Source organism: Nonomuraea sp. NPDC048881, from assembly GCF_040649795.1.
In the GTDB taxonomy this organism is placed as follows: Bacteria; Actinomycetota; Actinomycetes; order Streptosporangiales; family Streptosporangiaceae; genus Nonomuraea.
On sequence record NZ_JBEZGC010000002.1, the window covers coordinates 40,765 to 66,659 of the forward strand.

Here is a 25,895-nt window from a genome sequence, read left to right on the forward strand (position 1 = left end):
TGATGAGTGGAGGACCTGACCAGCATGAGCGTGCTAGCCCAAGAGGCCCGTGGCAGAACAGGCAGAACCGCCCCCTTGGCCTGGCTTCTCGTGCTGGGCATCGTTCTGGCGGCGCTGAACCTTCGCACGGCCGTCACCAGCGTCGGGCCGCTGCTCGACCAGCTCGCCGGGGCGCTCGGCATGAGCAGCGTCGGCACCGGCCTGCTCACCACGCTGCCCGTGCTGGCCTTCGCCGGCGTCGGCGCGGTCACCCCCACCCTGGCCCGCCGGATCGGCGAGCACCGGCTGCTGCTGCTGGCGCTGGTCACCCTCGGCTCGGGCATGCTGGTCAGGTCGCTGGTCGGGTCGGCCCCGGTGTTCCTGCTGAGCAGCGCGGTCGCGCTGTCCGGCGGCGCCGTCGGCAACGTGCTCATCCCGACGCTGATCAAGCGTCACTTCCCCGGGCGTACCGGGATCATGACCACCGTCTACACCACGGCCCTGGCGGCGGGCACCATGCTGGCCGCCGCCGCGACCGTGCCGATCGAGCGCGCGTCGGGGGACTGGCACATCGCGCTCGGCGTGTGGGCGGCCCTGGCCGCCGTGGCCGCCATTCCGTGGCTTGCGCTGCTGCGCAGTGAGCCGGAGCGGGACACGGGCAGCCGGGACGCGGGCATCTCGACCCTGCTCAGGAGCAGGCTCGCCTGGATGGTGGCGATCTACTTCGGCACCCAGTCGATGATCGCCTACATCATGTTCGGATGGCTGGCCACGATCCTGACCGACGGGGGATACACCTCCTCGCAGGCCGGGATCATGCTCGGCGTGTTCACCGCCCTGAACATCCCGGTCTCGATCCTCGTGCCGACGATCGCCGCGCGCTTCCGCGACCAGCGGCCGGTCGTCGTGGGGCTGGTCGTGTTCTACACGATCGGCTTCCTCGGGCTGTGGTTCGCGCCCTCCTCGACCGCCATGGTCTGGGTGGTGTTCGTGGCGGTCGGCATGGGGTCGTTCCCGCTGGCGCTGGTGATGCTGGGGCTGCGCACCCGTACGCCGGAGAGCACGGCCGCGCTGTCGGCCTTCGGGCAGAGCGCCGGATATCTCATCGCCGGCGCCGGCCCGCTGCTGGTCGGGGTGATCTACCAGATGACCGGCGGCTGGTCGCTGACGTACGTGCTGATCTTCGGCGTGCTCGCCGTCCAGCTCCTCACCGGCCTGTACGCCGGCCGCGACCGTTATCTGGAGGACGAGCGCCGCCCTGCCACAATGACCAGGTGAGATCCACTGTCGTCACCTTCCCCAACGGCCGGGTCAGCGGCCGTTCCCCGATTGTCGGGGCCGTGCCGGTGGGGGACCGGCACGGCCTCGTCACCGCCGAGACGCCGTTCCATCCCCTCGACCACACCTGGCCCGACCAGCCCGCAGACCGGGGGACGATCGGCGAGCTGCCGGTCCTCGACTGCGTGACAGGGGCCCAGTCGAACGACGGTGAGATCTTCGTCGGCGAGTCCATCCCGGTCCGGCGGGGCGCCGAGGGCTGGGAGTGGCTGGTCGTCCACGTCACCGACACCCCGCTGCCCGTCGGCGCCGAGGTGGACCTGGAGGTGGACGCCGGATACCGGGCGGCGCTCTCGGCCGGCCACACCGCCTGCCACCTGGCCGCGCTGGCGCTCAACGCGGCGCTGGCGGACAGGTGGCGCAAGGAGGTGCGGCTGGACCGGCTCGGCCACCCCGACTTCGACCAGACGGCGATCACCTCCTCGCGCATCGTGCCGCACGGCAGCGTGGACGAATACCGCCTCGGCAAGTCGCTGCGCAAGAAGGGCTTCTCCGCCGACGACCTGGACCTGACCGAGCTGGCCCGGCGGGTGAACGAGCAGCTCGGCACATGGGTGGCGGCCCGGGCGCCGGTCCGGCTCGACGTGCCGGGGCCCGGTCTGACCGCGTTGCGCACCTGGCACTGCTCGCTGCCCGAGGGCGAGGCGTCGATCCCGTGCGGCGGCACGCACGTGCGCGACACGGCCGAGCTCGGCACGGTCGAGGTCGCGTTCACCCTGGTGGAAGCCGCCCTCACCATGCGCACCACCTGCGGCTAGCGGGCCCTTACTGCGGGGGCCCTTACTGCGGAGGCCCGTGTCAGGCTCTCGCGGCCAGGAAGGCGAGGAGCCGGCGCCACGCGTCCGCGCAGATCGCCTCATGCTCGCCGTGGGCCTCGTCGAAGAAGCCGTGCGGGGCGCCCGGGTAGACGACGATCTCGTGCTCCACCCCGGCCCCGGTCAGCGCGGCCCCGAACTCGGCCACCTGGTCGGCCGGGATGCCCTCGTCGGCCCCGCCGAACAGGCCGAGGATCGGCGCGCCCAGCTCGGCGGCGTGCTGGGCGGGGCCGGGGCCGTACGGGCCGGCGATCCCCGGCGCGCCGTAGAACCCGATCACGCCGGCGAACCCGAACCTGGGCGCCGAGGCGAAGAACGCGTTCCGGCCGCCCATGCAGAAGCCGAGCGCCACCGCCGGACGTCCCAGGTGCTCGGTCGCGGCCTGGAGGTCGGCCTGGATGTTCTCCCTGGTCAGCTTGGGGATGTGCGCCATGACCTGGAACGACTCGCCCCGGTCGTCGTCGGTGGCGGTCCTGCCGTAGTAGTCGAGGGCGAGCGCCGGATGGCCCTGCTCGGCCAGCCGTACGGTGAGCTGCTTGTAGAAGCCGTGCAGGCCGCGGACGTCGGGGAGGATCACGACGCCGGGCCCGCTCACCCGGTCGGGACGGGACTGGTAGGCGGCGAACGACGTGCCGTCGGCGGAGGTCAGGCGGAGGTCGGCGGAGCGGGTGCCGGTGATCGGCGGTCGCGGGCGCGGTGGTGCGGCGTCGTTGTCGTAGCACATAGTGCCGGGAAACTACCAAAGCTGGATTGATAAAGCTAGGCTTGGTTTTGTGCTCGCCAAGGAACTGCGGATCTCGGTCGGGCGGCTCGCCCGCCGCATCCGGCAGCTTTACACCAACGCCTCGGGCGACGACGTGTCGTTCACCGAGCTCGCCGTGCTCTCCCGTCTCGACCGGGACGGGCCGCACACCTCGGCCCAGCTCGCGCACCTGGAACGCATCACCGCCCAGGCGATCGGCACCGTGCTGGGCGGTCTCCACCAGCGCGGCATGGTGGCCCGCGAGCCCGACCCGGCCGACCGGCGGCGGGTGATCACCGCCATCACCGGCTCCGGCCGCGCCGCCCTCGTCAGCCGCGAAGAGGTGATCGCCGAACGCCTGGCCGCGGCCGTCGACTCCCTCACCCCCGACGAGCGCGAACGCCTCGCCGCCGCCCTGCCCGTCCTCGCCGACCTGGCCGAACGGCTCTGAGGTGTCAGCATGTGTTGACAAGCGGCCCTCTGTCAGCACATGCTGACACCATGGACGTCACCGAACTGGCCGGGGCGGCAGCCGACCGCGACCCCGGAACGGGCCTCGCGGCGGTGGCCGCGCTCAGGGCCCTGCTGGAGGAGCTGGAGGCGGTCCACGTCAGCAACGCCCGCGCGGCGGGGTGGTCGTGGGAGCAGATTGCCGGCGCGCTCGGGGTCCGGCGGCAGTCCGCCCATCGCAAGCACGCCCGCAGAACGGGGAGGTAGCAGGTGTTCGACAGGTTCACGGAAGGCGCCCGCCGGGCGGTGGTCCGGGCCGGGATCCTCGCGCTCGACGCCCACCGCGCCACGCTCGACGCCGATCTCCTGCTGCTGGGCGTGGCCGAGGTGCGGCCGTTCTCGCTGTCGTCGTTCACCGCCTCCGGCGCCGGCCTGCGCGCCCGCGTCGACCTGGGCGACGCGCGTGCGCTGCTGGCCACCCTCGGCATCGACCTCGACGAGGTGCACCGCCGCACCAGGGCCGGAACGGACGCGCCCGACCAGTGGGCCCTGCGCCGGTCCAGGCTGCGCCCGCTGCGCGTCGCCCTGGACGGGCCGCTGGGCACGATCCCGCTGGCCATGCACGCCAGGAAGGTGATCGAGGTGGCGATGTGGAAGCCGGGGCCGGTCACCGGCGAACGGCTGCTGTGGGGCCTGCTCGCCGACGGCGCGAACGGCGCCGGCCGCCTGCTCCGCGAGGCCGGGGTCGACGTGGCCGCGCTGGTCAGGGAGGCGGGCATCCCGTCCCGCCACGCCGCCTGACGTCACGCCGTTCGGGGCGGGCCGGAGAGCTCCTCCGGCCCGCCGGGGCGCGGGATCCGGCGTGACGCGAGGGGTCCGGAAGTCCGATACACTTGGTGATCGCAAGGGGCTATGGCGCAGTTGGTAGCGCGCCTCCATGGCATGGAGGAGGTCTGGGGTTCGAATCCCCATAGCTCCACAGAAGAAAAGGTGGCGTCCGTTAGGGCGTCACCTTTTTTCATGCCTCCGCCAGGCCGTGTCAATACCCTCTCAGGTCGCCTCTTGTCCGGACCTGGGGGAGACGCGGGCGGCGGTCCGGAGCCGCGATCGTCGAGGGCATGCGACTTCAACGACTGCAGATCTCGGCGCTTTCCGTCCTCGCGCTCGTCGTGGCGCTCGCGCTCGCGCCGCTGCCGGGGCTGCCGTACACCATGGGGTTCGCGCCGCACTGGGTGACCGTGCTGGCCGCCGGGGTGGGGGCGGTGTTCGTGGTGCGGCCGCACCTGGCGGGGCTGCTGCCCGCCCTGCTGCTGCTGTGGTCGGCGGGCGGGCTCGTGCTCGACGTCTTCCGCGCCTTCTTCGCGCTCACCGGCATCCCCGCCGGGGAGTTCGCGCAGGTCGACTGGCCCGGGATGGCGCTGCGCGGGCTCAGCCTGGCGGGCTGCGCGCTGCTGGGCGCGCTGCTGCTGCTGCGGATCAGGGTGCCCGGCGGGCCCTGGCTCGGGTACGCCGCGTTCGCCCTCGGGTTCGTCTACCCCCTCGCCAAGCTCTACTGGTCGGCGGGCGGCACCCTGCTGCGCCCCGCGGACTACGGCGAGGGCTTCCCGTACGGCGAGACGATCATGCTGGTCATCGGCGCCGTAGGCTCGCTGGCCCTCGTGCAGAGGTGGGGACGGTCGCTGCCGCGACGGCTGGTGCTGGCCGGCGGGTGGACGGGCGCCGCCATGTTGACCACTATGGGAGCCATGTCCGTTCTCGGCACGTTCTCCCAGCTCCTCGGCCTCACCCAGGGGCCGGTGCCGCTGTCCGAGCCGGCCACGGTGGCGGCGGTCGCGGTCGTGTACGGGAGCTGGCTGCTGTTCGGACTCGCGGTCGCCGGGGCCACCCTCTCCTACCAGCGCACGACGGCACGATGACGGCCCGCCGCGCCGACGTGGTCCTGGCCCTGGTCGCCGGGGTGACACTGTTCCCGCTCTCCCTGACGGTGGCGGTGTTGTCGGCGCCCGGCGTGCGGGCGGTCCTGCTGGCGGGGGCCTGCCTGGCGGCGCACGCGGCCGTGGCGTACCGGCGGCGGACGTGGGCGTTCCTCGTGGTCGCCGCGGCCTTCGCCGTCCAGGTCGCGGTGACCGGGTTGTTCCTCGTGCTGCCGTCGTCGGCGCTGTTCCCGCTCGCGGTCTACTCCTGCGCCGCCCACGCCCGGCGGCACCCGCCGCTGCTGGTCGGCCTGGCGGGCGCGGGGGCGGCGGCGGCCAGGTTCGCGACCGACTCCAGCGTCGCGGCGGCCGGGCTCGGGCCGGCGAGGCCGCGGCGCGGGCCACCGCCGAGGAACGGGCCAGGATCGCCAGGGAGATGCACGACGTGGTCGCCCACGCGCTGGCCGTCATCGTCGCCCAGGCCAGGGGCGGCCGGTTCGCGCCCGCGCGGGCGGCCGAGATCCTGGCCACGATCGAGGAGACGGGACGCGCGGCCCTCACCGACATGCGGGCCGCCGTCGGCGTGCTGCGCGCCACGCCCGGGGACGGGCCGCCGCCCGGACTGACCGGCCTGCCGGACCTGGTGGCGCGGACCCGGGACGCCGGGCTGCCCGTCGAGGAGATCGTCCGCGGCACGCCGCGTCCCCTCGGGCCGGGGGCCGATCTGGTCGCCTACCGCGTGGTGCAGGAGGCGCTGACGAACACGCTCAAGCACGCGGGCGCGGGCGCGCGCAGCACCCTCCGGCTGGAGTGGACGGACGACGCCCTGCGCATCACCGCCGGCGACGCGGGTGGCGACGCGGGCGGCACCGCCTCCGCCACGACCTGCGGTGACGGGCCGGGGAACGGGCTGGCGGGCATGCGCGAGCGGGTGACCGCGCTGGGCGGGACCCTGGACGTCCGGACGGAGGAGGAAGGCGGGTTCGTCGTCGAGGCCCGCCTTCCGTACCCGGCATGACCATCGGCGTGTACGTCGTCGACGACCAGCGGCTGGTGCGTACCGGCACGGTGATGGTGATCGACGCCCAGGACGACATGCGCGTGGTGGGGGAGGCCGGCGACTGGGTGGAGGCGCTGGCCGGGCTGCGCGCGGTGACGGCGGACGTGGTGCTCATGGACGTCCGCATGCCGTGCATGGACGGCGTCGAGGCGACCCGGCGGCTGCTGGCGACCCCCGGCGCGCCCAGGGTGATCGTCCTGACCACCTTCGACCTGGACGAGTACGCCTTCGCCGCGCTGCGGGCCGGCGCGTCGGGGTTCCTGCTCAAGGACGCCCCCGCCGAGGAACTGCTCGCCGCGGTGCGGACCGTCCACCGGGGGGACGCGGTGATCGCCCCCTCGACCACCCGCCGCCTGCTCGACCACGTCGCGCCGCACCTGCCGGACGCCGGGCCCGACCCGCTGACCGAGCGGGAGCGGGAGGTGTTGCGGCACATCGCCTGGGGCGAGACGAACGCCGAGATCGCGGGCGCGCTGTTCCTGTCCGAGGGCACCGTCAAGACCCACGTCGGCCGCATCCTGGCCAAACTCGGGCTGCGCGACCGGGTCCAGGCGGTCATCTGGGCCTACGAGCACGGCCTGAACCGCCGCCCCTGAGCGGTCGCGCAGCGGACGCGGCGGGCCGTCGAATCATTCATGCTCTGAATGATGTATCGACGCTAGCATTATGCACGTGGACGAAGTCAAGCCGGTGTCGGTGGCGGGGACGATGGCCTTCAGGATCGGGACGCTCGGGGCGATCCTGACCGAGCGGTTCACGGCCGCGCTCGTCCCGCTCGATCTCAAGCCCAAGCACGTCGGGCTGATGACCCTGCTGGAGGCGCGCGGCGCGGCCTCGCAGCTCGACGTCGCCAAGACCATGGGCGTCGCGCCGAGCCTGGTGGTGACGCTGGCCGACCACCTCGAACGGCTCGGCGCGATCTCCCGGGTGCGCGACCCCGGCGACCGGCGGCGTCAGCTCCTCGACCTCACCGCCGAGGGGCGCGCGCTGCTCGGCCGGTGCCTGGAGGTGACGCTGGAGCTCGACGCCGAGCTGACCGGCGGGCTCGGCCCGCGGGACCGGGCCGTGCTCGCCAGGGTCCTCGGCACGCTGGCCGCCCAGGCGGGGCTGCCGGTCTAGTCGTCGCGGGCGGTCTCCCGGGCGGTCTCCCGGGCCACGGCGGCGTGTCCCTGGCGGATGTCGGCCCAGGCCCGTTCGACGTGGCGGAGTTCTGTGGCGGGGCCGCCGACGGCCATGCGGAGCACGATCCGGCCGCCGATCGCGGTGTGCGTCAGATAGAGGGAGCCGCCGGCGTTCAGGGTCTCCATCAGGCGCAGCGTGGCGGCGTCGGCGTCGGCGGGCGGCAGGCCGGGCCAGCGGGGGCGGAAGCAGACCAGGCCGAGCGGGTGCGGCTCGTGCAGCTCGAAGGCGGGGTCGGCGGCGATCAGGGCGGCCAGGTGCTGGGCGAGGGAGACCCCCTTGCGGATGTGGGCGCGCAGGCCCTCGGCGCCGTACCAGCGGATCACCGACCACAGTTTCAGCGCTCTGAACCGGCGGCCCAGCGGGATCTGCCAGTCGCGGTAGTCGACCACCGAGCCGGCCGTGGTGGCGGCGTTGCGCAGGTACTCCGGCAGGATCGACAGCGCGCTGAGCAAGGGGGCGCGGTCGGCCGTCCACAGGACGGTGCAGTCGAAGTTGGTCAGCAGCCACTTGTGCGGGTTGGTGGAGTAGGTGTCGGCGTACTCCGCCACGCCGTCGTTGAGCCCGCGGAGCTCGGGGCAGACGGCGGCGACCCCGGCGTAGGCGGCGTCCACGTGCAGCCACACGTCGTGCTCGCGGCACACCTCGCCGATCTCCGGCACCGGGTCGACGGCGGCCGAGGAGGTGGTGCCGACGGTGGCGCAGACCATCGCGGGGACCGCGCCGGCGGCCTTGTCGGCCGCGATCAGCTCGCGCAGCCGTCCCGGGTCCATGGCCAGCGTACGGGGGTGCACGTCCACCACCCGTACGCCGTCGGAGCCGAGGCCGGCGACGCGGGCGGCCTTCTCCAGCGAGGAGTGCGTCTGCGACGAGACGTAGATCGTGTACCGCTCGGCGACGCCCGTGCGCGTGACCCGGCCGCCGCTCGCCCGGTGCAGGGCGGCGAGCAGCGCGACCAGGCAGGCGCTCGACGCCGAGTCCTGGATCACGCCGCCGCCGCGCGCGTCGGTCCTGAAGTGCGCGGGCAGGCCGAGCAGGCTCGCCAGCCAGTCCACCACCACGGTCTCCAGCTCGGTGCAGGCGGGGCTGGTGACCCACAACATGCCCTGCACGCCGAGGCCGCTGGAGAGCAGGTCGCCGAGGATGGCGGGGCCGCTGGCGTTGGAGGGGTAGTAGGCGAAGAAGGAGGGGTGCTGCCAGTGGGTGATGCCGGGCAGCAGGATGGTGTTCAGGTCGTCCAGGACGGCCTCGAACGGCTCGCCGTGCTCGGGCGGCTCGGCGGGCAACGCGCGGCGGACGTTCCCCGGCTCGGCCCGTGACATCACCGGACGGGACTCGATGCCCGCCATGTAGTCCGCGATCCAGTCGACGACCTGCCTGCCGTGGCGGCGGAACTCCTCGGGGCTCATGTGGGCGTTCATGCCTACAGATCATCATCCGGGCGGCGTCCCGGGAAGACGGGAACGGGCCGGAGGCCGCGCGCCTCCGGCCCGTTGTTCCCGCGGGTCAGCGCCCGCTGAGCGTCTTGCGCCAGTGGAAGCCGCCGGGCAGATTGACCGACAGCGTACGGCGGCCGTCGGCGGTACGCGTCACCCTGAACAGCCGGTTGCCCCAGCTGTGTCCAACGCCGCCGCGGGACAGGTTCAGCCGGACCGGGCCCAGCTTGATCGTCTTGCGGTAGCTCCAGCTCATCGGACTCCTCCGTCGAGGTCGGTGAGAGCCGGTCAACTACCCCGAACGGCCGAAAATATCGGGGTTTTCGGCGCTGGAGGTGCTTCCTTCGGCGGATGCCCAGGTCAGAGCGTCGGCCAGGGCGTCCAGGGCGCCGGGGAAGGCGCGTTCGGAGGGGGCGGCGTACCCGATCAGCAGGCCGCCGGGGCCGGGCGTCTGGCGCAGCGGGCTCAGGCCGCGCAGGGCGATGCCGCGCCGTTCGCAGGCCGCCAGCACGGCGGACTCGGCCGGTCCGGACGGCGGGAGCAGCAGCAGGGCGCGCAGGCCCGCGGCCACGCCGGGCAGGCGCGCGCCGGGCAGCGGGGCGTCCGGTCCCGGGCCGAGCCGCGACAGCAGCAGGTCGCGGCGGCGGCGGTAGCGCAGGCGCGCGGCGCGGACGTGCCGGTCGTAGTCGTGGTCGTCGATCAGCCGGGCCAGGACGAGCTGGCCCAGCGCCCCGGTGTGGGCGTCGGCGTGCAGTTTGGCCTCGGCGACCGGTCCCACCAGGGCGGGCGGGAGCGCCATCCAGCCCAGGCGCAGCGCCGGGGAGAGCGACTCGGACGTGGTGCCGCAGTAGACGACCTGGTCGGGGGCCGTGCCCTGGAGGGTGCCCACGGGACGGCGGTCGTAGCGGAACTCGCCGTCGTAGTCGTCCTCGATGACCGGGCCGCCCCACTCGCGCAGCAGGCGGCGGCGTGCCGGGGCCAGCGGGACGCCGGTCGGGTACTGGTGCGCCGGGGTCAGCACGGCGGCAGCCACCCCGGACGTGAGGTCGCCGGTCCGGGCGCCCTGCTCGTCCACCGGGAGGGGGACGAGCGTGCGGCCGGCGCGGCGCAGGACCTCGCGGTAGAAGTCGTGGCCCGGGTCCTCCATGGCGATCGGGCCCGCGCCGAGCACGCCCGCCAGCAGGTTGAGCGACTGGACGAAGCCCGTGGTGACGACGATCCGGTCGGGGGTGGTGCGCACGCCGCGGGTCCTGCCGAGGTAGCCGGCCAGCGCGGTGCGCAGTTCGATCCGGCCCCGGGGGTCGCAGGGGCCGAAGACGTCGGCGGGGGCCGCGGCGAGCACGTGGCGGGTGGCCCGCAGCCAGGCGCGCGTGGGGAAGGCCGACACGTCCGGCTGCCCGGGACGAAGGTCGTGCACCGGCTCCGGCCGGGCGACGGTAGGGGAGCGGATCGGCTGCGCCGGCCCGGCGGCGGAAGGGGAGCGGATCGGCGCGGGGGCGGGTGGGAGGGCGTCGGCGACCTCGGTGCCCGAACCCGGGCGGGTGGTGAGGTAGCCCTCCTCGGCGAGCTGGTCGTAGGCGGCGCTCACCGTGCCGCGGGCGAGGCCGAGCCCGGCCGCGAGCGCCCTGGTCGAGGGCAGGCGGGTGCCGGGCGGCAGCCGCCCGTCGCGGACGGCGGCGCGCAGCGCGTCCTCGACGGCTCGTCGCCGCCCGAGTGCGGGATCGAGCTCCAGATGCAGGTCAACTCCGGAACTGGCCCAATATTTCGCCATAAAACCGGATCTTACGGGTGGGCCGGTGGGCGGCTACCGTCGAGGGCGTACCTCGAAAGGAAGTTCTGCCCATGCTCGTGATCGCCCATCTCAGCGACATCCACCTCGGCGGCTCGGAGCGGTCGGTCGAGCGCGCCGACGCCGTCATGCGCTATCTGGACGCCCTCCCGTACGACCTCGACGCGGTGCTCGTCACCGGCGACATCGCCGACCACGGTCTGCCCGAGGAGTACGAGCAGGCGCGCAAGCTGCTGACCTCGCGCCACCCGGTCCTCGTGTGCCCCGGCAACCACGACGTCCGGGAGGAGTTCCGGCGGGTGCTGCTCGCCGAGCCGGCCGCGTCCGGGCCGGTCAACCGGGTCCACCGCACCGGCGGGGCCGTCTACGTGTTGTGCGACTCCTCCGTCCCGGGCCGGCCCGAGGGCCACCTGGACGACGAGACGCTGGCCTGGCTCGACGGCGTGCTCGGTGCGGAACGCGGCCTGCCGGTGCTCGTGGCCTTCCACCACCCGCCCGCGACGCTGCACTCGCCGGTCGACACGATCATGCTCCGGACCCCGGAACGCCTCGCCGGCCTGCTGGCCGGGCACCCGCACGTGACGGCCGTGCTGGTCGGCCACGCCCACACCTCGGCGGCCACCACCTTCGCCGGCCGCCCGCTGCTCGCCGCGCCCGGCGTGGTGTCCACGCTGCGGCTGCCGTGGGAGGGCGCGACCACGCTGGCCGACTGCGCCGACTACGAACTCCCGCCGGGGCTCGTCTTCCACGTGCTGGACGACGACGGCCGGATCACCACCCACCACCGCGTCGTACCGGTCTGAGGGCGGACGGCGGCGGGCCGGGAGGCCGCGGGCTTCCCGGCGCCGGGACGGTTCGCTTCATGGGGGGCTCCTCGGACGAGGGACTGTTAGCGCTACCAGTCAAAGTGACCGCTAACAAAGGTGATCGGCGTCACGTTAGGGAGGGAACACCCCTGGAGTCAAGGGGTGTCCGGCGTGACGTGACCGTGATGTGGGGGACCCTTGACGGATGTGCTTGTTAACGTTCACAGTCGTGGCCAAGCCAGGAAAGGAGCGGTCGCGGGATCGGTCCGGGGTCGTCTCCCCTCGGTCGCGGCCGAGGAGGCGAGGTGGCGGCCCGCCTCCTGGCGCCCCGCGGTCGCCGGTACGCGAGACGGGCACGGCCCGACGGGACCGCGCAGGCCCCCGAGGCAGGAAGGCGCCGGCAGCCGGGTTCGGTTGTTAGCGCTCACATGAGAAGGGAACCCCCCACGTGTTCAAGAGGATCTCGGCGCTGGTGCTCGCCGGGCTCACCGCGATGTCGGTGGCGAGCTGCGGCGGAGGCAGTGGCGGCAGCGGCGGCGGCGGCGACGGCTCGATCACCATGGGCTTCGCCCAGGTCGGCGCGGAGAGCGGCTGGCGCACCGCGAACACCAAGTCCGTGCAGGACTCGGCCAAGAACGCGGGCGTGACGCTCAAGTTCTCCGACGCCCAGCAGAAGCAGGAGAACCAGATCAAGGCCATCCGCTCCTACATCCAGCAGAAGGTGGACGTCATCGCCTTCTCGCCGGTGGTGGAGTCCGGCTGGGACACGGTGCTCAAGGAGGCCAAGGACGCGAAGATCCCGGTCATCCTGACCGACCGCGCCGTCGACTCCAAGGACACCTCCCTGTACAAGACCTTCCTCGGCTCCGATTTCGTCGAGGAGGGCAAGAAGGCCGGTCAGTGGCTGGTGCAGGAGTACAAGGACGCCAAGGACCCGGTGAACATCGTCGAGCTCCAGGGCACCACCGGCTCGGCCCCCGCCAACGACCGCAAGGCCGGGTTCGCCCAGGTCATCGGCGCCGACCCGAAGTTCAAGGTGATCGCCTCGCAGACCGGCGACTTCACCAGGGCCAAGGGCAAGGAGGTCATGGAGGCCTTCCTGAAGTCCAACCCGGACATCGACGTGCTCTACGCCCACAACGACGACATGGGCCTGGGCGCGATCGAGGCCATCGAGGGCGCGGGCAAGGTGCCCGGCAAGGACATCAAGATCATCACAGTCGACGCCGTCAAGGACGGCATGCAGGCCCTGGCCGACGGGAAGATCAACTACATCGTCGAGTGCTCGCCGCTGCTCGGCCCGCAGCTCATGGACCTGGCCAAGAAGGTCGTCAAGGGCGAGCAGGTGCCGGCCCGCGTGGTGACCGAGGAGACCACGTTCACGCAGGAGCAGGCCAAGCAGGTCCTGTCCAGCCGTCAGTACTGATCGCGCGGGCCGGGCCCGGTGGCCCGGCCCCTTCAGGCGGAAGGGGAGGCGCATGGCCGCACCCGTGCCGGTCCTGACGATGAACGGGATCGGCAAACAGTTTCCCGGGGTCACGGCCCTGGACGGCGTGGACCTGCGGCTGCTGCCCGGCGAGGTGCACGCGCTCATGGGCGAGAACGGCGCCGGCAAGTCCACCCTGATCAAGGTGCTCACCGGCGTGCATCCCGCCGACTCGGGCACGATCGAGCTGGGCGGGCGGCCCGTCGCCTTCGCCGGCCCGGCCGAGGCGCAGCGGGCCGGCATCAGCACGGTCTACCAGGAGGTCAACCTCTGCGCGAACCTGTCGGTGGCCGAGAACATCTTCATCGGCCGCGAGCCGCGCAGGTTCGGGCGCATCGACTGGAAACGCGTGCGGGCCAGGGCCGGCGAGCTGCTGAGCGGGCTGGACCTGAGCATCGACGTCTCGGCGCCGCTGTCGGCGTACTCGCCGGCGGTGCAGCAGATGGTGGCCATCGCGCGGGCGGTCGACATCGAGGCCCGGGTGCTGATCCTGGACGAGCCCACCTCCAGCCTGGACGCCGACGAGGTGCGGCAGCTCTTCCGGGTGATGCGGCGGCTCAAGGAGGAGGGCATCGCCATCCTCTTCGTCTCCCACTTTCTCGACCAGATCTACGAAATTTCGGACCGTATGACGATCCTGCGCAACGGACGGCTCGTCGGCGAGTACCTCACCCGCGAGCTGCCCCAGCTCGACCTGGTCGCCAAGATGATCGGCCAGGAGCTGGCCGCGCTCGACCGCCTGCACGGCGAGGCCAGGGTCTTCGACCGCCCGCTGGTCGAGGCGCGCGGGCTGGGCCGGGCCGGGGCCGTCGAGCCGTTCTCGCTCACCATCCACGAGGGCGAGGTCGTGGGGCTGGCCGGGCTGCTCGGCTCGGGGCGTACCGAGGTCGCGCGGCTGCTGTTCGGCGCCGACCACGCGAGCGGCGGCGAGCTGTCCGTCGGCGGCGCGCCCGCCGCGCTGCGCACGCCCCGCGCGGCGATGAACCACAAGATCGCCTTCTGCTCGGAGAACCGCAAGGAGGACGGCCTGATCCCCGACCTCACCGTGCGCGAGAACATCATCCTGGCGCTCCAGGCCACCCGGGGCTGGACCAGGCCGGTGCCGCGCGAACAGCAGGACGAGCTGGTCGCCCGGTACGTCAAGGCCCTGCGGATCAGCCCGCCCAACCCCGAGCACCTGGTGCGGAACCTGAGCGGCGGCAACCAGCAGAAGGTGCTGCTGGCACGCTGGCTCATCCTGGAGCCCCGGCTGCTCATCCTCGACGAGCCCACCCGCGGCATCGACGTCGGCGCCAAGACCGAGATCCAGCGCCTGGTCGCCGAGCTGTCCGACGGCGGCATGGCGGTGTTGTTCATCTCCGCCGAGCTGGAGGAGGTGCTGCGGCTCAGCCACAAGGTCGAGGTGCTGCGCGACCGGCGGCTGGTGGCCGAGCTGCCCAACGACGAAGCCCTCACCACGGACGTGCTGATGGAGACGATCGCGAGCGGAGGGCGGCCCTGATGCGGCGGCTGTTGTGGCCCGTGGCGGTGCTCGCGCTGCTGCTGGCCCTGAACGTGTTCTTCACCCCCAGCTTCCTGTCCGTCCAGGTCAGGGACGGGCACCTGTACGGGAGCCTGATCGACATCCTGCGCTTCGGCGCGCCGCTGATCCTGGTCTCGCTGGGCATGACGCTGGTCATCGCGACCGGCGGCATCGACCTGTCGGTGGGCTCGGTGGTGGCGATCTCGGGCGCGCTGGCCTGCCTGCGGATCAGCGAGGACGCCGGCGTGCTCGCCGCCGTGGCGCTCGCGCTCGGATTGTGCCTGCTGCTCGGCGCCTGGAACGGGTTCCTGGTCGCGCAGGCGGGCATCCAGCCGATCATCGCCACGCTGATCCTCATGGTGGCCGGGCGCGGCCTGGCCCAGCTCATCACCGACGGGCAGATCATCACGGTCAACAGCCCGTCGTACAAGCTGATCGGCGGTGGGTATCTGCTGGCGGTGCCGTTCGGGGTGCTGCTGGTGCCGGTCGTGCTGGCGGTCACCGCGTTCCTGACCCGGCGGCTGGCGCTGGGCCTGCTGATCGAGTCGGTCGGCGGGAACGCCGAGGCCAGCCGGCTCGCGGGCATCAGGTCGCGCGGGATCGTCATCATGGTCTACGCCTTCGCCGCCCTGTGCGCGGGCATCGCCGGCATCCTGATCAGCTCGAACGTCTCCAGCGCCGACGGCAACAACGCCGGCCTGTGGATCGAGCTGGACGCGATCCTGGCCGTGGTGATCGGCGGCACCTCGTTGTCGGGCGGCCGGTTCTCGCTGGGCGGGACCGTGGCCGGCGCGCTCGTCATCCAGACGCTCACCACGACGATCTACTCCATCGGCGTGCCGCCCGAGACGACCCTGCTGTTCAAGGCGCTGGTCGTGACGGCGGTCTGTCTCGTGCAGTCGCCGTCGTTCCGCGCGAAGGCGCTGCGCCGGCGCGGCGGCAGCGCGCCGCCCAGCCCGGCCCCCGAGGAGAAAGTGCGGGTGACCCTGTGACGACCATGACCGTGGGCCGGGTCGCGTTGCCGGCCCGCCACCTGCCCGTGCTGGTGACGGCGTGCCTGTTCGTGGCGATGTTCGTCGTCGGCGGCCTCCGGTACGAGGGGTTCGCCAGCGGGCAGGTGGTGCTCAACGTCTTCATCGACAACGCGTTCCTGCTGGTGGTGGCGGTGGGGATGACGTTCGTGATCCTGGCCGGGGGCATCGACCTGTCGGTGGGGTCGGTGGTGGCGCTGTCCACGATGATCTCGGCGTCGCTGATGTCGGGGCCGGGGTGGCCGCCGTACGTGGTGGTGCCGGTGGTGCTGGCCGTCGGGTCCGGGCTCGGGCTGGTGATGGGGTACATCGTGCACGCCTTCGACATCCAGCCGTTCATCGTGACGCTGGCCGGGATGTTCCTGGCCCGAGGGCTGTGCTACACGATCGGCACGGACTCGATCCCGATCGAGGACCCGACGTTCACGGCGTTCGCGCAGACCAGGATCGACCTGTTCGCCGGTCTGTGGATCTCGCCGAGCGTGCTCATCGCGGTGGGGGTCGTGCTGGTGGCGGCGTACGTGCTGCACTACACCCGGCTCGGCCGGGCCGTGTACGCGACGGGCGGCAGCGAGCAGTCGGCGCTGCTCATGGGCCTGCCGGTGGGCCGGACGAAGATCACGGTCTACACGGTGAGCGGCTTCTGCTCGGCGCTCGGCGGCGTGCTGCTGTCGTTCTACATGCTCTCGGGCTACGGCCTGCACGCCGTGGGCATGGAGCTGGACGCCATCGCCGCCGTGGTGATCGGCGGCACGCTGCTCACGGGCGGCAGCGGCTTCCTGCTCGGCACGGTGCTCGGCGTGCTGGTGCTCGGGCTGATCCAGACGATCATCAGCTTCGAGGGCACGCTCAGCTCCTGGTGGACCAAGATCTTCATCGGCCTGCTGCTCTTCGTCTTCATCGTGCTGCAACGGATCTTCAGCGCGCGTCCAAGGCGCTGACCTGCGAGGAGTCTGCCGCGAAAGTTACCTAAAGGTTTCCGCCAGGTTATGCTCAACCGTTGACATCGTCTTTGTTAGCGATAACAATCGGCGGGAACGAAGCGAGAACTTTGTTCTGATTCGGCACGTTCTGTGACTGAGTCCTCTGCAAGATCGGCAGTTAACGCTCACATTCCGCTGCCGCAACCCCCATTGCAAGGAGTGCCACATGAGGTTGGGACGTATCGGGGGCGTGGTGTCCGCCATCGCGCTCGCCGCGACCATGACGGCCTGCGGCTCCAGCCAGAAGACGGTCGACGCCGACGCCTCCACGTCGGCCGCCGCCGGCGGCGCGGGCGCCCTGATCGGCGTCACGATGCCCACCAAGTCGTCCGAGCGGTGGATCCACGACGGCGACAACGTCAAGCAGCAGCTCGAACAGCTGGGCTACAAGGTCGACCTCCAGTACGCGGAGAACGACATCCCGACGCAGGCCAACCAGATCGAGAACCAGATCACCAAGGGCGCCAAGCTCCTGATCATCGCCTCGATCGACGGCACCGCGATCACCTCGCAGCTCCAGCAGGCCGCCGACGCCAAGATCCCGGTCATCTCCTACGACCGCCTGATCCGCAACAGCCCCAACGTCGACTACTACGCCACCTTCGACAACTTCAAGGTCGGCGTGCAGCAGGCGACCTCGCTGCTCAAGGGCCTCGGCGTGGACGACGGCAAGAAGGGCCCGTTCAACGTCGAGCTGTTCGGCGGCTCGCCCGACGACAACAACGCCACGTTCTTCTGGAACGGCGCCATGTCGGTGCTCCAGCCCAAGATCGACGACGGCACCCTGCTGGTCAAGAGCGGCCAGAAGGACTTCAAGACCGCCGCCATCCTGCGCTGGGACCCGGCCACGGCCCAGAAGCGCATGGAGGACATCCTCACCAAGACCTACACCGGCGGCACCAAGGTGGACGGCGTGCTGTCCCCGTACGACGGCCTGTCCATCGGCATCCTGTCGGCGCTCAAGAGCTCCGGCTACGGCACCAGCGGCCAGCCCTACCCCGTCGTGACCGGCCAGGACGCCGAGCTCGCCTCGGTCAAGTCGATCATCGCCGGCGAGCAGTACTCCACCATCTTCAAGGACACCCGCAAGCTCGCCGAGCAGACGGTGAAGATGGCCGACGCGGTCCTCAAGGGCGGCAAGCCCGAGGTGAACAACACCAAGGACTACGACAACGGCAACAAGGTCGTCCCCTCCTACCTGCTCGACCCGGTGATCGTGGACAAGAGCAACTACAAGGAGATCATCGTCGGCGGCAACTACTACACCGAGGACCAGCTCAAGTAAGGGCCCGCCCCGGGGGACCGCGGTCCCCCGGGGGCACTTCCCACACCTGAGCGAGGGGCATATGACCGAGCACATCTTGCGGATGAGCGGGATCACCAAGACGTTCCCCGGTGTCAAGGCGCTGCAGGACGTCAACCTGGCCGTCCGGCGCGGCGAGATCCACGCCATCTGCGGCGAGAACGGCGCCGGCAAGTCGACGCTGATGAAGGTGCTGTCCGGGGTCTACCCGCACGGCGACTACGAGGGCGAGATCACCTTCGAGGGCGCGCGCTGCGAGTTCGCCGGCATCCGCGACAGCGAGCACGCCGGGATCGTCATCATCCACCAGGAGCTGGCGCTCAGCCCGCAGCTGTCGATCGCGGAGAACATCTTCCTCGGCAACGAGCGCGCCAGGCGCGGCTTCATCGACTGGAACCGCACCAACTACGAGGCCGCCGAGCTGATGCGCCGCGTCGGCCTCCAGGAGAACCCCACCACCACGGTCTCCGACCTCGGCGTCGGCAAGCAGCAGCTCGTCGAGATCGCCAAGGCGCTGTCGAAGGAGGTGAAGCTGCTCATCCTCGACGAGCCGACCGCCGCGCTCAACGACGACGACTCGGCCCACCTGCTCGACCTGCTGCGCGGCCTGCGGGACGAGGGCATCACCTGCGTGATCATCTCGCACAAGCTCAACGAGGTGACCGCGATCGCCGACTCCGTCACGATCATCCGCGACGGCCGCACGATCGAGACCCTGGACATGGCCACCGACCACGTCACCGAGGACCGGATCATCTCCGGCATGGTCGGCCGCGCGCTGGACAACCGCTTCCCGCCGCACGAGTCGACGATCGGCGAGGAGGTGCTGCGGATCGAGGACTGGACGGTGCACAGCCCGAGCCAGCCCGGCCGGAAGGTCGTGGACGGCGCCTCACTCACCCTGCGCAGGGGCGAGATCGTCGGCCTGGCCGGCCTGATGGGCGCCGGGCGCACCGAGCTGGCGATGAGCCTGTTCGGCCGCACGTACGGCGTGCACATCTCCGGCAAGGTCTTCAAGGACGGTGAGCCGATCGAGATCCGCAACGTGCAGGACGCGATCCGCCACGGCCTGGCCTACGCCACCGAGGACCGCAAGCGGTACGGCCTCAACCTCATCGAGGACATCAAGCGCAACATCAGCGCCGCCGGGCTCAAGGGCCTGGCCCGGCGCGGCTGGGTGAACGAGAACGAGGAGTACAAGGTCGCCGAGGAGTTCCACCGGAGCATGAACATCAAGGCGCCCAGCGTCAACAGCGTCGTCGGCAAGCTGAGCGGCGGCAACCAGCAGAAGGTCGTGCTCTCCAAGTGGATCCTGACGCAACCTGACGTGCTCATCCTCGACGAGCCCACCCGCGGCATCGACGTCGGCGCCAAGTACGAGATCTACACGATCATCAACCGCCTCGCCGACCAGGGCAAGGCCGTGCTGGTGATCTCCAGTGAGTTGCCTGAGCTGCTCGGCCTGTGCGACCGCATCTACACGCTCTCCGAAGGTCGCGTCACCGGCGAGGTCCCCCGCCGGGAGGCCACCCAGGAAAGCCTCATGCATCTCATGACCAAGGGACAGGAGTAGCTCCGATGAGCAGCATCACGCCCGCCGACGTGCAGGTCGGCGCGGGAGGCGAGGGGGGAGCGCCGCGGCGGCCCGGCCGGGTGTCGCTGGGCGGCCTGTCGCTGAACCTGCGTTCGAGCGGCATCTACATCGCCTTCGCGCTGATCATCGTGCTGTTCTCGGTGCTCACCGACGGCGCGTTGCTCCAGCCGCAGAACATCTCCAACATCATCGTCCAGAACTCCTACGTCCTGATCCTGGCGATCGGGATGATCCTGGTCATCATCGCCGGGCACATCGACCTGTCGGTCGGCTCGGTGGTGGCGGTCACCGGGGCGCTGGCCGCCGTGCTCATGGTGAACATGGGCCTGCCGTGGCCGCTGGCCCTGCTGATCACGGTCGCCGCCGGCGCGCTGATCGGGGCCTGGCAGGGGTACTGGATCGCCTACTTCGGCATCCCGGCCTTCATCGTCACGCTGGCCGGCATGCTGCTGTTCCGCGCGCTCACCATGACCGTGCTCGGCAACCAGGGCATCGGCCCGTTCCCCGACCAGGTCCGCACGCTGGCCAACGGCTTCACCGACGGCTACCTCGGCAACGTGGGCCTCGGCCCGCTGGGCGGCGCCGACCTGTTCAGCCTGCTCATCGGCCTGGTCGCGATCGGCGGCATGGTCGCCGCGCAGTGGCGCACCCGCAACGCCCGCAGGGGCTACGGCCAGTCGGTCGAGCCGATGGCCGTGTTCGCGCTGAAGATGGCGGCCGGCGCCGCGCTGATCCTGTTCCTGGTCGTGCAGCTCGCCCGCTTCAAGAACCTGCCGTGGGTGCTGGTGCTGCTGGCCGCGCTGGTGCTGGCGTACTCGCTGATGGCCAACCGCACGGTCTTCGGCCGGCAGATCTACGCCATCGGCGGCAACCTGCAGGCGGCGGTCATGTCCGGCGTCAAGGTCAAGTCGGTGGTCTTCTGGATCTTCGTGAACATGGGCGTGCTGGCCTCCGTGGCCGGCATCATCTTCGCCGGCCGGCTCAACCAGGCGGGCCCGACCGCGGGCAACAGCTTCGAGCTGGACGCCATCGCGGCGGCCTTCATCGGCGGCGCGGCCGTCCAGGGCGGCGTGGGCAAGGTCGTCGGCGCGATCACCGGCGGTTTGATCATGGCTGTCATCAACAACGGCATGTCGCTCATCGGCTCGCCCAGTGAGCGCGTGATGCTCGTCAAGGGCGCCGTGCTGCTGGCCGCCGTCGCGTTCGACGTGTGGACCAAGCGGCGCGCCGGCGCCTCCCGCTGACCACCGCAGGTCCGGCAAGCCCCGCGAAAGGAGAACCCGTGGTACCGAGCCCCAGGCCGCGTCCGCCGGTCATGGCCGACGTGGCCAAGGAGGCCGGCGTGTCGCACCAGACGGTCTCACGGGTGCTCAACGACCACCCGAACGTCCGGGCTGACACCCGTGCCCGGGTGGAGGAGGCGATCGTCCGGCTGGGCTACCGGCGCAACCTGGTCGCCCGCGCGCTGGTCACCAAGCGGTCGCGCACCCTCGGGGTGGTGAGCTTCGACACCACCCTGTACGGCCCGGCCAGCATGGTCTACGGCATCGAGCAGGCGGCCAGGACCGCGGGGTACTTCGTCAGCATCGTGAGCCTGAAGTCGATCGACGCGGCCAGCGTCCGCGACGCGCTCGACTACCTGGCCGAGCAGAGCGTGGACGGGGTGGTGGTGGTCGCGCCGCAGCGCTCGGCCGCCTCCGCCCTGGAGAGCCTGCCGGCCGGGGTGCCCGCGGTCGTGGTCGAGGGCGCGCACGGCGCCGACGTCTCCGCGGTCTGCATCGACCAGGTCGAGGGCGCCAGGCTCGCCACCCAGCACCTGCTCGACCTGGGCCACGAGACGGTCTGGCACGTCGCGGGGCCGTCCGACTGGCTGGAGACCGAGGGGCGCGTCGAGGGCTGGCGGGCCACGCTGGAGGCGGCCGGCCGCCCGGTGCCCGAGCCGCTGCCCGGCGACTGGAGCCCGCGCGCCGGGTACGCGGCCGGCCGGCGCCTGGCCGGGATGGAGGGGGTCACCGCGGTGTTCGCCGCCAACGACCAGATGGCGCTGGGCGTGCTGCGCGCGCTCAGCGAGGCCGGGGTGCCCGTCCCCGGGCGGATCAGCGTCGTGGGCTTCGACGACATCCCCGAGTCCGAGTTCTTCTCCCCGCCGCTCACCACGGTCCGGCAGGACTTCGACGTGGTGGGCCGCCACTGCATCGAGGTGCTGCTGCGGCAGATCGACGCCGGGCCGGCGGCGTACGAGCGCATGGTGGTGCGTCCCAGCTTCGTCGTCAGGTCCAGCACCGCGCCGGCCCGATAGCCGGCAGGCGAACAGACAACTCTCTGGAGTGCAATGTGAACGCTAACAAGTTCGTGGTCGGAGTGGACTTCGGCACGCTGTCGGGGCGCGCGGTCGTCGTCCGCGTGTCCGACGGCGCCGAGCTGGGCAGCGCCGTCCACGAGTACGCCGAGCGCGTCATCGAGCACACGCTCCCCGGCACCGGCGTGCGGCTCGGCCCCGACTGGGCGCTGCAGTCGCCGCAGGACTGGCTGGACGTGCTGCGCGTGGCCGTGCCCGGGGCCCTGGCCGCCGCCGGGGTCGCCGCCGAGGACGTGATCGGCATCGGCACCGACTTCACCGCCTGCACCGTCCTGCCGGCCACGGCCGACGGCACGCCCCTGTGCTTCGAGACGCCCGAGCAGCCGCACGCCTGGCCGAAGTTGTGGAAGCACCACGCCGCCCAGCCGCACGCCGACCGCATCAACGAGCTGGCCGCGCGGCGGGGCGAGAGCTGGCTGCCGCGCTACGGCGGCAAGATCTCCTCGGAGTGGGAGTTCGCCAAGGCCCTGCAGGTCCTGGAGGAGGCCCCCGAGGTGTACGCCCGGGCCGAGCGCTGGATCGAGGCGGCTGACTGGATCGTCTGGCAGCTGTCCGGCGTCGAGAGCCGCAACATCTGCACCGCCGGCTACAAGGGCGTCTTCCAGGACGGGAGCTACCCCTCCGAGGACTTCCTCGCCGCGCTCAACCCCGGCTTCTCCGGCTTCGCCGGCAAACTGGCCACCGGCGTGGTCGGCGACGACGTCGGCGGCGTCACCCTGGCCCCCCTCGGCGGCCTGGCCGGCGTCCTGACGGCGCGGGCGGCCGGATGGACCGGCCTGCCCGAGGGCATCGCCGTGGCCGTCGGCAACGTGGACGCCCACGTCACGGCCGCCGCCGCGGACGCCGTGCGACCCGGCCAGATGGTGGCCATCATGGGCACCTCCACCTGCCACATCATGCCCAGCGACCGGCTGGCCGAGGTGCCCGGGATGTGCGGTGTCGTCCGGGACGGCATCGTGCCCGGCCTGTGGGGCTACGAGGCCGGCCAGTCCGCCGTCGGCGACATCTTCGCCTGGTACGTCGACACCTTCGGCACCGACGGCCACGAGCGCCTGACCGAGCTGGCCGAGCGCCAGGCCGTCGGCGCGCACGGGCTGGTCGCGCTCGACTGGTTCGGCGGCAACCGCTCGGTGCTCGTGGACCACGACCTGTCCGGCGTGATCGTCGGCCAGACCCTCGCGACCAGGCCCGAGGACGTCTACCGCGCGCTCATCGAGTCCACCGCGTACGGCGCCCGCATGATCGTCGAGACGTTCGAGAAGTCCGGCGTGCCGGTCGAGGAGTTCGTCGTCGCCGGCGGGCTGCTCAAGAACCGCTTCCTCATGCAGGTCTACGCCGACGTGCTGCGCCGCCCGCTGTCGGTCATCGGCTCCGACCAGGGCCCGGCGCTCGGCTCGGCCGTGCACGCGGCCGTCGCCGCCGGGGCCTACCCGGGCATCGAGGAGGCCGCCGCGGCGATGGGCAAGCGCGCGCGGGCGGCGTACGTGCCGGACGAGGCCCGCGCCGACGCCTACGACCGCCTGTACGCCCAGTACCGCGACCTGCACGACCACTTCGGGGACGGGCGCATGCTGCACACCCTCCGCGCGATCAGGAACGAGGCCGCCAAGTGAACCACGAGGCAATGAGAGCGACCGTCGCCGGGCTGCACGCCGAACTGGTGCACTACGGCCTGGTCGTCTGGACCGCGGGCAACGTCTCGGGCCGCGTCCCGGGCGAGGACCTGTTCGTCATCAAGCCGTCCGGGGTCTCCTACGACGAGCTGACCCCGGAGAACATGGTCGTCTGCGACCTCGACGGCAACCTCGTCGAGGGGGCCCACGCGCCCTCCAGCGACACCGCCGCGCACGCCTACGTCTACCGCGAGATGCCCGAGGTCGGCGGCGTCGTGCACACCCACTCGACCTACGCCTCGGCGTGGGCGGCCCGCGGCGAGCCCATCCCGTGCGTGCTGACGGCGATGGCCGACGAGTTCGGCGGCGAGATCCCGGTCGGCCCGTTCGCGCTGATCGGGGACGACTCCATCGGCCAGGGCGTCGTGGAGACGCTCAAGGGGCACCGCTCGCCGGCCGTCCTCATGCAGAACCACGGCGTCTTCACCATCGGCAAGGACCCCAAGGCCGCCGTCAAGGCCGCCGTGATGTGCGAGGACGTGGCCCGCACCGTCCACGTGTCCAGGCAGCTCGGCACGCCGCTGCCCATCGGCCCGGCCCACATCGACCGCCTGTACGACCGCTATCAGAACGTCTACGGACAGAGGAGCCCGCGTTGAACATCTGGTTTCTGACCGGCAGCCAGGGACTGTACGGCGAGGACACGCTGAGCCAGGTGGCCGAGCAGTCGCGGCGCATCGCCGAGCAGCTTCCCGTGCCCGTGCAGTGGCGGCCCGTGCTGACCGACGCCGCCGCGATCAGGCGCGTCATGCTGGAGGCCAACGCGGACGACGAGTGCGCCGGCGTCATCGCCTGGATGCACACCTTCTCCCCGGCCAAGATGTGGATCGCCGGCCTCGACGCGCTGCGCAAGCCGCTGCTGCACCTGCACACGCAGGCCGACGTCGAACTGCCGTGGAGCTCCATCGACATGGACTTCATGAACCTCAACCAGGCCGCGCACGGCGACCGCGAGTTCGGGTTCGTGCAGACCCGGCTCGGCGTGCCGCGCAAGACCGTCGCCGGGCACGTCAGCGACCCGGCCGTCGGCGCGCGCGTCGAGGCGTGGGCGCGGGCGGCCAGGGGCGTGGCCGAGGTGCGGGCGCTGCGGCTGGCCCGCTTCGGCGACAACATGCGCGACGTGGCCGTGACCGAGGGCGACAAGGTCGAGGCGCAGCTGCGGTTCGGCGTCTCGGTCAACACCTACGGCGTCAACGAGCTGGTCGAGGCCGTGGACGCGGCCTCCGACGCCGACGTGTCGGCACTGGTCAAGGAGTACGCCGAGCTGTACCGGGTGGCCCCCGAGCTGCTCGGCGAGCGCCACGAGTCGCTGCGGTACGCCGCCAGGATCGAGCTCGGCCTGCGCGGCTTCCTGGAGCGCGGCGGCTTCCGCGCCTTCACCACGAACTTCGAGGACCTCGGCGGCCTGCGCCAGCTCCCCGGCCTGGCCGTGCAGCGCCTGATGGCCGACGGCTACGGCTTCGGCGGCGAGGGCGACTGGAAGACCTCGGTCCTGCTGCGCACCCTCAAGGCCATGAAGCCGGGCGGGACGTCGTTCATGGAGGACTACACCTACGACCTGACGCCCGGCAACGAGCTCATCCTCGGCGCGCACATGCTGGAGGTCTGCCCGTCCATCGCCGCCGGGACGCCGTCGTGCGAGATCCACCCGCTGAGCATCGGCGGGCGGGAGGACCCGGTGCGGCTGGTGTTCGACGCCGCGCCCGGCCCCGGCATCGTCGTCGGCCTGGCCGACATGGGCGACAGGTTCCGCCTGGTGGCCAACGAGATCGACGTCGTCGCGCCGCCGCAGCCGCTGCCGAAGCTGCCCGTGGCCCGCGCCGTCTGGTCGCCGCGGCCGAACCTGCGCACCTCGACCGAGTCCTGGCTGACCGCCGGGGCGCCGCACCACACCGTGCTGTCCACGGCCGTCGGGCGCGAGGAGCTGACCGACCTGGCCGACATGCTCGGCGTGGAGCTGCTGGTGATCGACAAGGACACCACGACGGCGCAGTTCACCAAGGAGCTGCGCTGGAACCAGGCGTACTACCGGCTCGCCCAGGGCTTCTAGTCCTCCGGCGGCTTCTTCGGGGCGTTCCTGCGCTGCTCCTCGGCGCGTTCGCGGCAGCGGCGCAGGAACTCGGCGTCGTCGTCGGGGTCGGTGGCGGCGAACCGCCCCGGGCGGTCGTACTCGGGGAACGCGCTCGGGCGCGAGGCCGCCTGCGGGGCGCGTTCCGGACGGCCGGCCAGAAGCCAGACGACCGAGCCGACCAGCGGGAACAGCAGGACCACCAGCACCCATACGATCTTGGGCAGGTTCCTGCAGACCGCGTCCGGCGTGGTGATCACGTCGAAGAGGCAGTAGAGCCACAACACGAGGGTGGCCAGGCCCATGGCCTCGGACAGATACAGCACGGGGCCGAACGTAGTGACGGGCGGGGGAGTCGGCAAGGGAAAC

At 71.8% G+C, this 25,895-nt stretch carries 27 protein-coding genes and 1 tRNA gene; 22 read left to right on the forward strand and 6 right to left on the reverse strand.

Annotation, left to right across the window (positions count from 1 at the left end):
• The first annotated feature begins 75 nt into the window (after nt 1–75).
• On the forward strand, nt 76–1,257 hold the full coding sequence (locus tag AB0C33_RS05750; protein ID WP_358284010.1) for an MFS transporter: 1,182 nt from the start codon (nt 76–78) through the stop codon (nt 1,255–1,257).
• Nucleotides 1,254–2,075 (forward strand): metal-dependent hydrolase, encoded by an 822-nt coding sequence (locus AB0C33_RS05755; RefSeq protein WP_358284013.1) that lies wholly within the window; start codon nt 1,254–1,256, stop codon nt 2,073–2,075. The genes AB0C33_RS05750 and AB0C33_RS05755 overlap by 4 nt, the downstream gene beginning before the upstream one ends.
• Before the next feature lie 40 nt (nt 2,076–2,115).
• Here AB0C33_RS05755 and AB0C33_RS05760 read toward each other — a convergent pair whose 3' ends face one another.
• Nucleotides 2,116–2,856 (reverse strand): dienelactone hydrolase family protein, encoded by a 741-nt coding sequence (locus AB0C33_RS05760; protein ID WP_358284015.1) that lies wholly within the window; start codon nt 2,854–2,856, stop codon nt 2,116–2,118.
• Nucleotides 2,857–2,905: 49 nt separating this feature from the next.
• On the opposite strand from AB0C33_RS05760, the gene AB0C33_RS05765 reads away from it, so the two are divergent.
• The 5 genes from AB0C33_RS05765 to AB0C33_RS05785 all read left to right on the forward strand — a co-directional run bounded on the left by AB0C33_RS05765 (nt 2,906) and on the right by AB0C33_RS05785 (nt 5,240).
• Entirely contained in the window at nt 2,906–3,325 is a 420-nt protein-coding gene (locus AB0C33_RS05765; protein WP_358284018.1) for a MarR family transcriptional regulator, read from the forward strand.
• 50 nt (nt 3,326–3,375) lie between these two features.
• Entirely contained in the window at nt 3,376–3,591 is a 216-nt protein-coding gene (locus AB0C33_RS05770; protein ID WP_352357954.1) for a hypothetical protein, read from the forward strand.
• A gap of 3 nt (nt 3,592–3,594) precedes the next feature.
• Nucleotides 3,595–4,125 carry a Clp protease N-terminal domain-containing protein gene (locus tag AB0C33_RS05775; protein WP_358284020.1) on the forward strand — a complete coding sequence of 177 codons (531 nt, stop codon included), beginning with the start codon at nt 3,595–3,597 and terminating at the stop codon, nt 4,123–4,125.
• 105 nt (nt 4,126–4,230) lie between these two features.
• A tRNA-Ala gene (locus AB0C33_RS05780) sits at nt 4,231–4,303 on the forward strand.
• 139 nt (nt 4,304–4,442) lie between these two features.
• Nucleotides 4,443–5,240: a hypothetical protein gene (locus tag AB0C33_RS05785; RefSeq protein ID WP_358284022.1), complete on the forward strand. Its 798-nt coding sequence runs from the start codon at nt 4,443–4,445 to the stop codon at nt 5,238–5,240.
• 259 nt (nt 5,241–5,499) lie between these two features.
• On the opposite strand, the gene AB0C33_RS05790 is transcribed toward AB0C33_RS05785, so the two are convergent.
• Nucleotides 5,500–5,679, reverse strand: a complete 180-nt coding sequence (locus AB0C33_RS05790; RefSeq protein WP_358284024.1) for a hypothetical protein — start codon at nt 5,677–5,679, stop codon at nt 5,500–5,502.
• On the opposite strand from AB0C33_RS05790, the gene AB0C33_RS05795 reads away from it, so the two are divergent.
• The 3 genes from AB0C33_RS05795 (at nt 5,674) to AB0C33_RS05805 (ending at nt 7,416) form a co-directional block, all read left to right on the forward strand.
• Entirely contained in the window at nt 5,674–6,255 is a 582-nt protein-coding gene (locus AB0C33_RS05795; RefSeq protein ID WP_358284026.1) for an ATP-binding protein, read from the forward strand. The two genes, AB0C33_RS05790 and AB0C33_RS05795, sit on opposite strands and share 6 nt — an antisense overlap.
• Nucleotides 6,252–6,893 carry a response regulator transcription factor gene (locus tag AB0C33_RS05800; protein WP_358284028.1) on the forward strand — a complete coding sequence of 214 codons (642 nt, stop codon included), beginning with the start codon at nt 6,252–6,254 and terminating at the stop codon, nt 6,891–6,893. The genes AB0C33_RS05795 and AB0C33_RS05800 overlap by 4 nt, the downstream gene beginning before the upstream one ends.
• Nucleotides 6,894–6,963: 70 nt before the next feature.
• Nucleotides 6,964–7,416 (forward strand): MarR family transcriptional regulator, encoded by a 453-nt coding sequence (locus tag AB0C33_RS05805; protein WP_358284030.1) that lies wholly within the window; start codon nt 6,964–6,966, stop codon nt 7,414–7,416.
• On the opposite strand, the gene AB0C33_RS05810 is transcribed toward AB0C33_RS05805, so the two are convergent.
• From AB0C33_RS05810 to AB0C33_RS05820, 3 genes are all read right to left on the reverse strand, one after another.
• Complete coding sequence (locus AB0C33_RS05810; RefSeq protein WP_358284032.1) at nt 7,413–8,897, reverse strand: pyridoxal-dependent decarboxylase; 1,485 nt, start codon at nt 8,895–8,897, stop codon at nt 7,413–7,415. The two genes, AB0C33_RS05805 and AB0C33_RS05810, sit on opposite strands and share 4 nt — an antisense overlap.
• Before the next feature lie 85 nt (nt 8,898–8,982).
• Nucleotides 8,983–9,168 (reverse strand): DUF4236 domain-containing protein, encoded by a 186-nt coding sequence (locus AB0C33_RS05815; protein WP_352326433.1) that lies wholly within the window; start codon nt 9,166–9,168, stop codon nt 8,983–8,985.
• Between the two features lie 36 nt (nt 9,169–9,204).
• On the reverse strand, nt 9,205–10,683 hold the full coding sequence (locus AB0C33_RS05820) for a PLP-dependent aminotransferase family protein (RefSeq protein ID WP_358284034.1): 1,479 nt from the start codon (nt 10,681–10,683) through the stop codon (nt 9,205–9,207).
• A 71-nt stretch (nt 10,684–10,754) separates the two neighbouring features.
• Between AB0C33_RS05820 and AB0C33_RS05825 the strand changes: the two genes are divergently transcribed.
• The 12 genes from AB0C33_RS05825 (at nt 10,755) to araA (ending at nt 25,508) form a co-directional block, all read left to right on the forward strand.
• Nucleotides 10,755–11,504, forward strand: a complete 750-nt coding sequence (locus AB0C33_RS05825) for a metallophosphoesterase (protein WP_358284036.1) — start codon at nt 10,755–10,757, stop codon at nt 11,502–11,504.
• Between the two features lie 451 nt (nt 11,505–11,955).
• Complete coding sequence (locus AB0C33_RS05830) at nt 11,956–12,933, forward strand: ABC transporter substrate-binding protein (protein ID WP_358284038.1); 978 nt, start codon at nt 11,956–11,958, stop codon at nt 12,931–12,933.
• 52 nt (nt 12,934–12,985) lie between these two features.
• Nucleotides 12,986–14,494, forward strand: a complete 1,509-nt coding sequence (locus tag AB0C33_RS05835; protein ID WP_358284040.1) for a sugar ABC transporter ATP-binding protein — start codon at nt 12,986–12,988, stop codon at nt 14,492–14,494.
• The gene (locus AB0C33_RS05840) at nt 14,494–15,507 is read left to right on the forward strand and encodes an ABC transporter permease (protein WP_352326440.1); all 1,014 of its coding nucleotides are present in this window, start codon (nt 14,494–14,496) and stop codon (nt 15,505–15,507) included. Before AB0C33_RS05835 ends, AB0C33_RS05840 begins: the two co-directional genes overlap by 1 nt.
• Before the next feature lie 5 nt (nt 15,508–15,512).
• Entirely contained in the window at nt 15,513–16,487 is a 975-nt protein-coding gene (gene yjfF, locus AB0C33_RS05845) for a galactofuranose ABC transporter, permease protein YjfF (RefSeq protein WP_358285917.1), read from the forward strand.
• A 208-nt stretch (nt 16,488–16,695) separates the two neighbouring features.
• Nucleotides 16,696–17,814: a multiple monosaccharide ABC transporter substrate-binding protein gene (chvE, locus tag AB0C33_RS05850; RefSeq protein ID WP_352326442.1), complete on the forward strand. Its 1,119-nt coding sequence runs from the start codon at nt 16,696–16,698 to the stop codon at nt 17,812–17,814.
• A 61-nt stretch (nt 17,815–17,875) separates the two neighbouring features.
• Nucleotides 17,876–19,405, forward strand: coding sequence for a multiple monosaccharide ABC transporter ATP-binding protein (gene mmsA / locus AB0C33_RS05855; RefSeq protein ID WP_358284042.1), 1,530 nt, complete (start codon nt 17,876–17,878; stop codon nt 19,403–19,405).
• A 5-nt stretch (nt 19,406–19,410) separates the two neighbouring features.
• On the forward strand, nt 19,411–20,670 hold the full coding sequence (gene mmsB, locus AB0C33_RS05860; RefSeq protein WP_358284044.1) for a multiple monosaccharide ABC transporter permease: 1,260 nt from the start codon (nt 19,411–19,413) through the stop codon (nt 20,668–20,670).
• Between the two features lie 71 nt (nt 20,671–20,741).
• The gene (locus AB0C33_RS05865) at nt 20,742–21,725 is read left to right on the forward strand and encodes a LacI family DNA-binding transcriptional regulator (protein WP_358285920.1); all 984 of its coding nucleotides are present in this window, start codon (nt 20,742–20,744) and stop codon (nt 21,723–21,725) included.
• A 53-nt stretch (nt 21,726–21,778) separates the two neighbouring features.
• Nucleotides 21,779–23,398 (forward strand): ribulokinase, encoded by a 1,620-nt coding sequence (gene araB, locus AB0C33_RS05870; RefSeq protein WP_358285923.1) that lies wholly within the window; start codon nt 21,779–21,781, stop codon nt 23,396–23,398.
• An 11-nt stretch (nt 23,399–23,409) separates the two neighbouring features.
• Nucleotides 23,410–24,057, forward strand: coding sequence for an L-ribulose-5-phosphate 4-epimerase (locus tag AB0C33_RS05875; RefSeq protein ID WP_352324635.1), 648 nt, complete (start codon nt 23,410–23,412; stop codon nt 24,055–24,057).
• Complete coding sequence (gene araA / locus AB0C33_RS05880; RefSeq protein WP_358284047.1) at nt 24,054–25,508, forward strand: L-arabinose isomerase; 1,455 nt, start codon at nt 24,054–24,056, stop codon at nt 25,506–25,508. The genes AB0C33_RS05875 and araA overlap by 4 nt, the downstream gene beginning before the upstream one ends.
• Here araA and AB0C33_RS05885 read toward each other — a convergent pair.
• On the reverse strand, nt 25,505–25,852 hold the full coding sequence (locus tag AB0C33_RS05885; RefSeq protein WP_358284049.1) for a PLDc N-terminal domain-containing protein: 348 nt from the start codon (nt 25,850–25,852) through the stop codon (nt 25,505–25,507). The genes araA and AB0C33_RS05885 overlap by 4 nt on opposite strands.
• Nucleotides 25,853–25,895 lie beyond the last annotated feature (43 nt).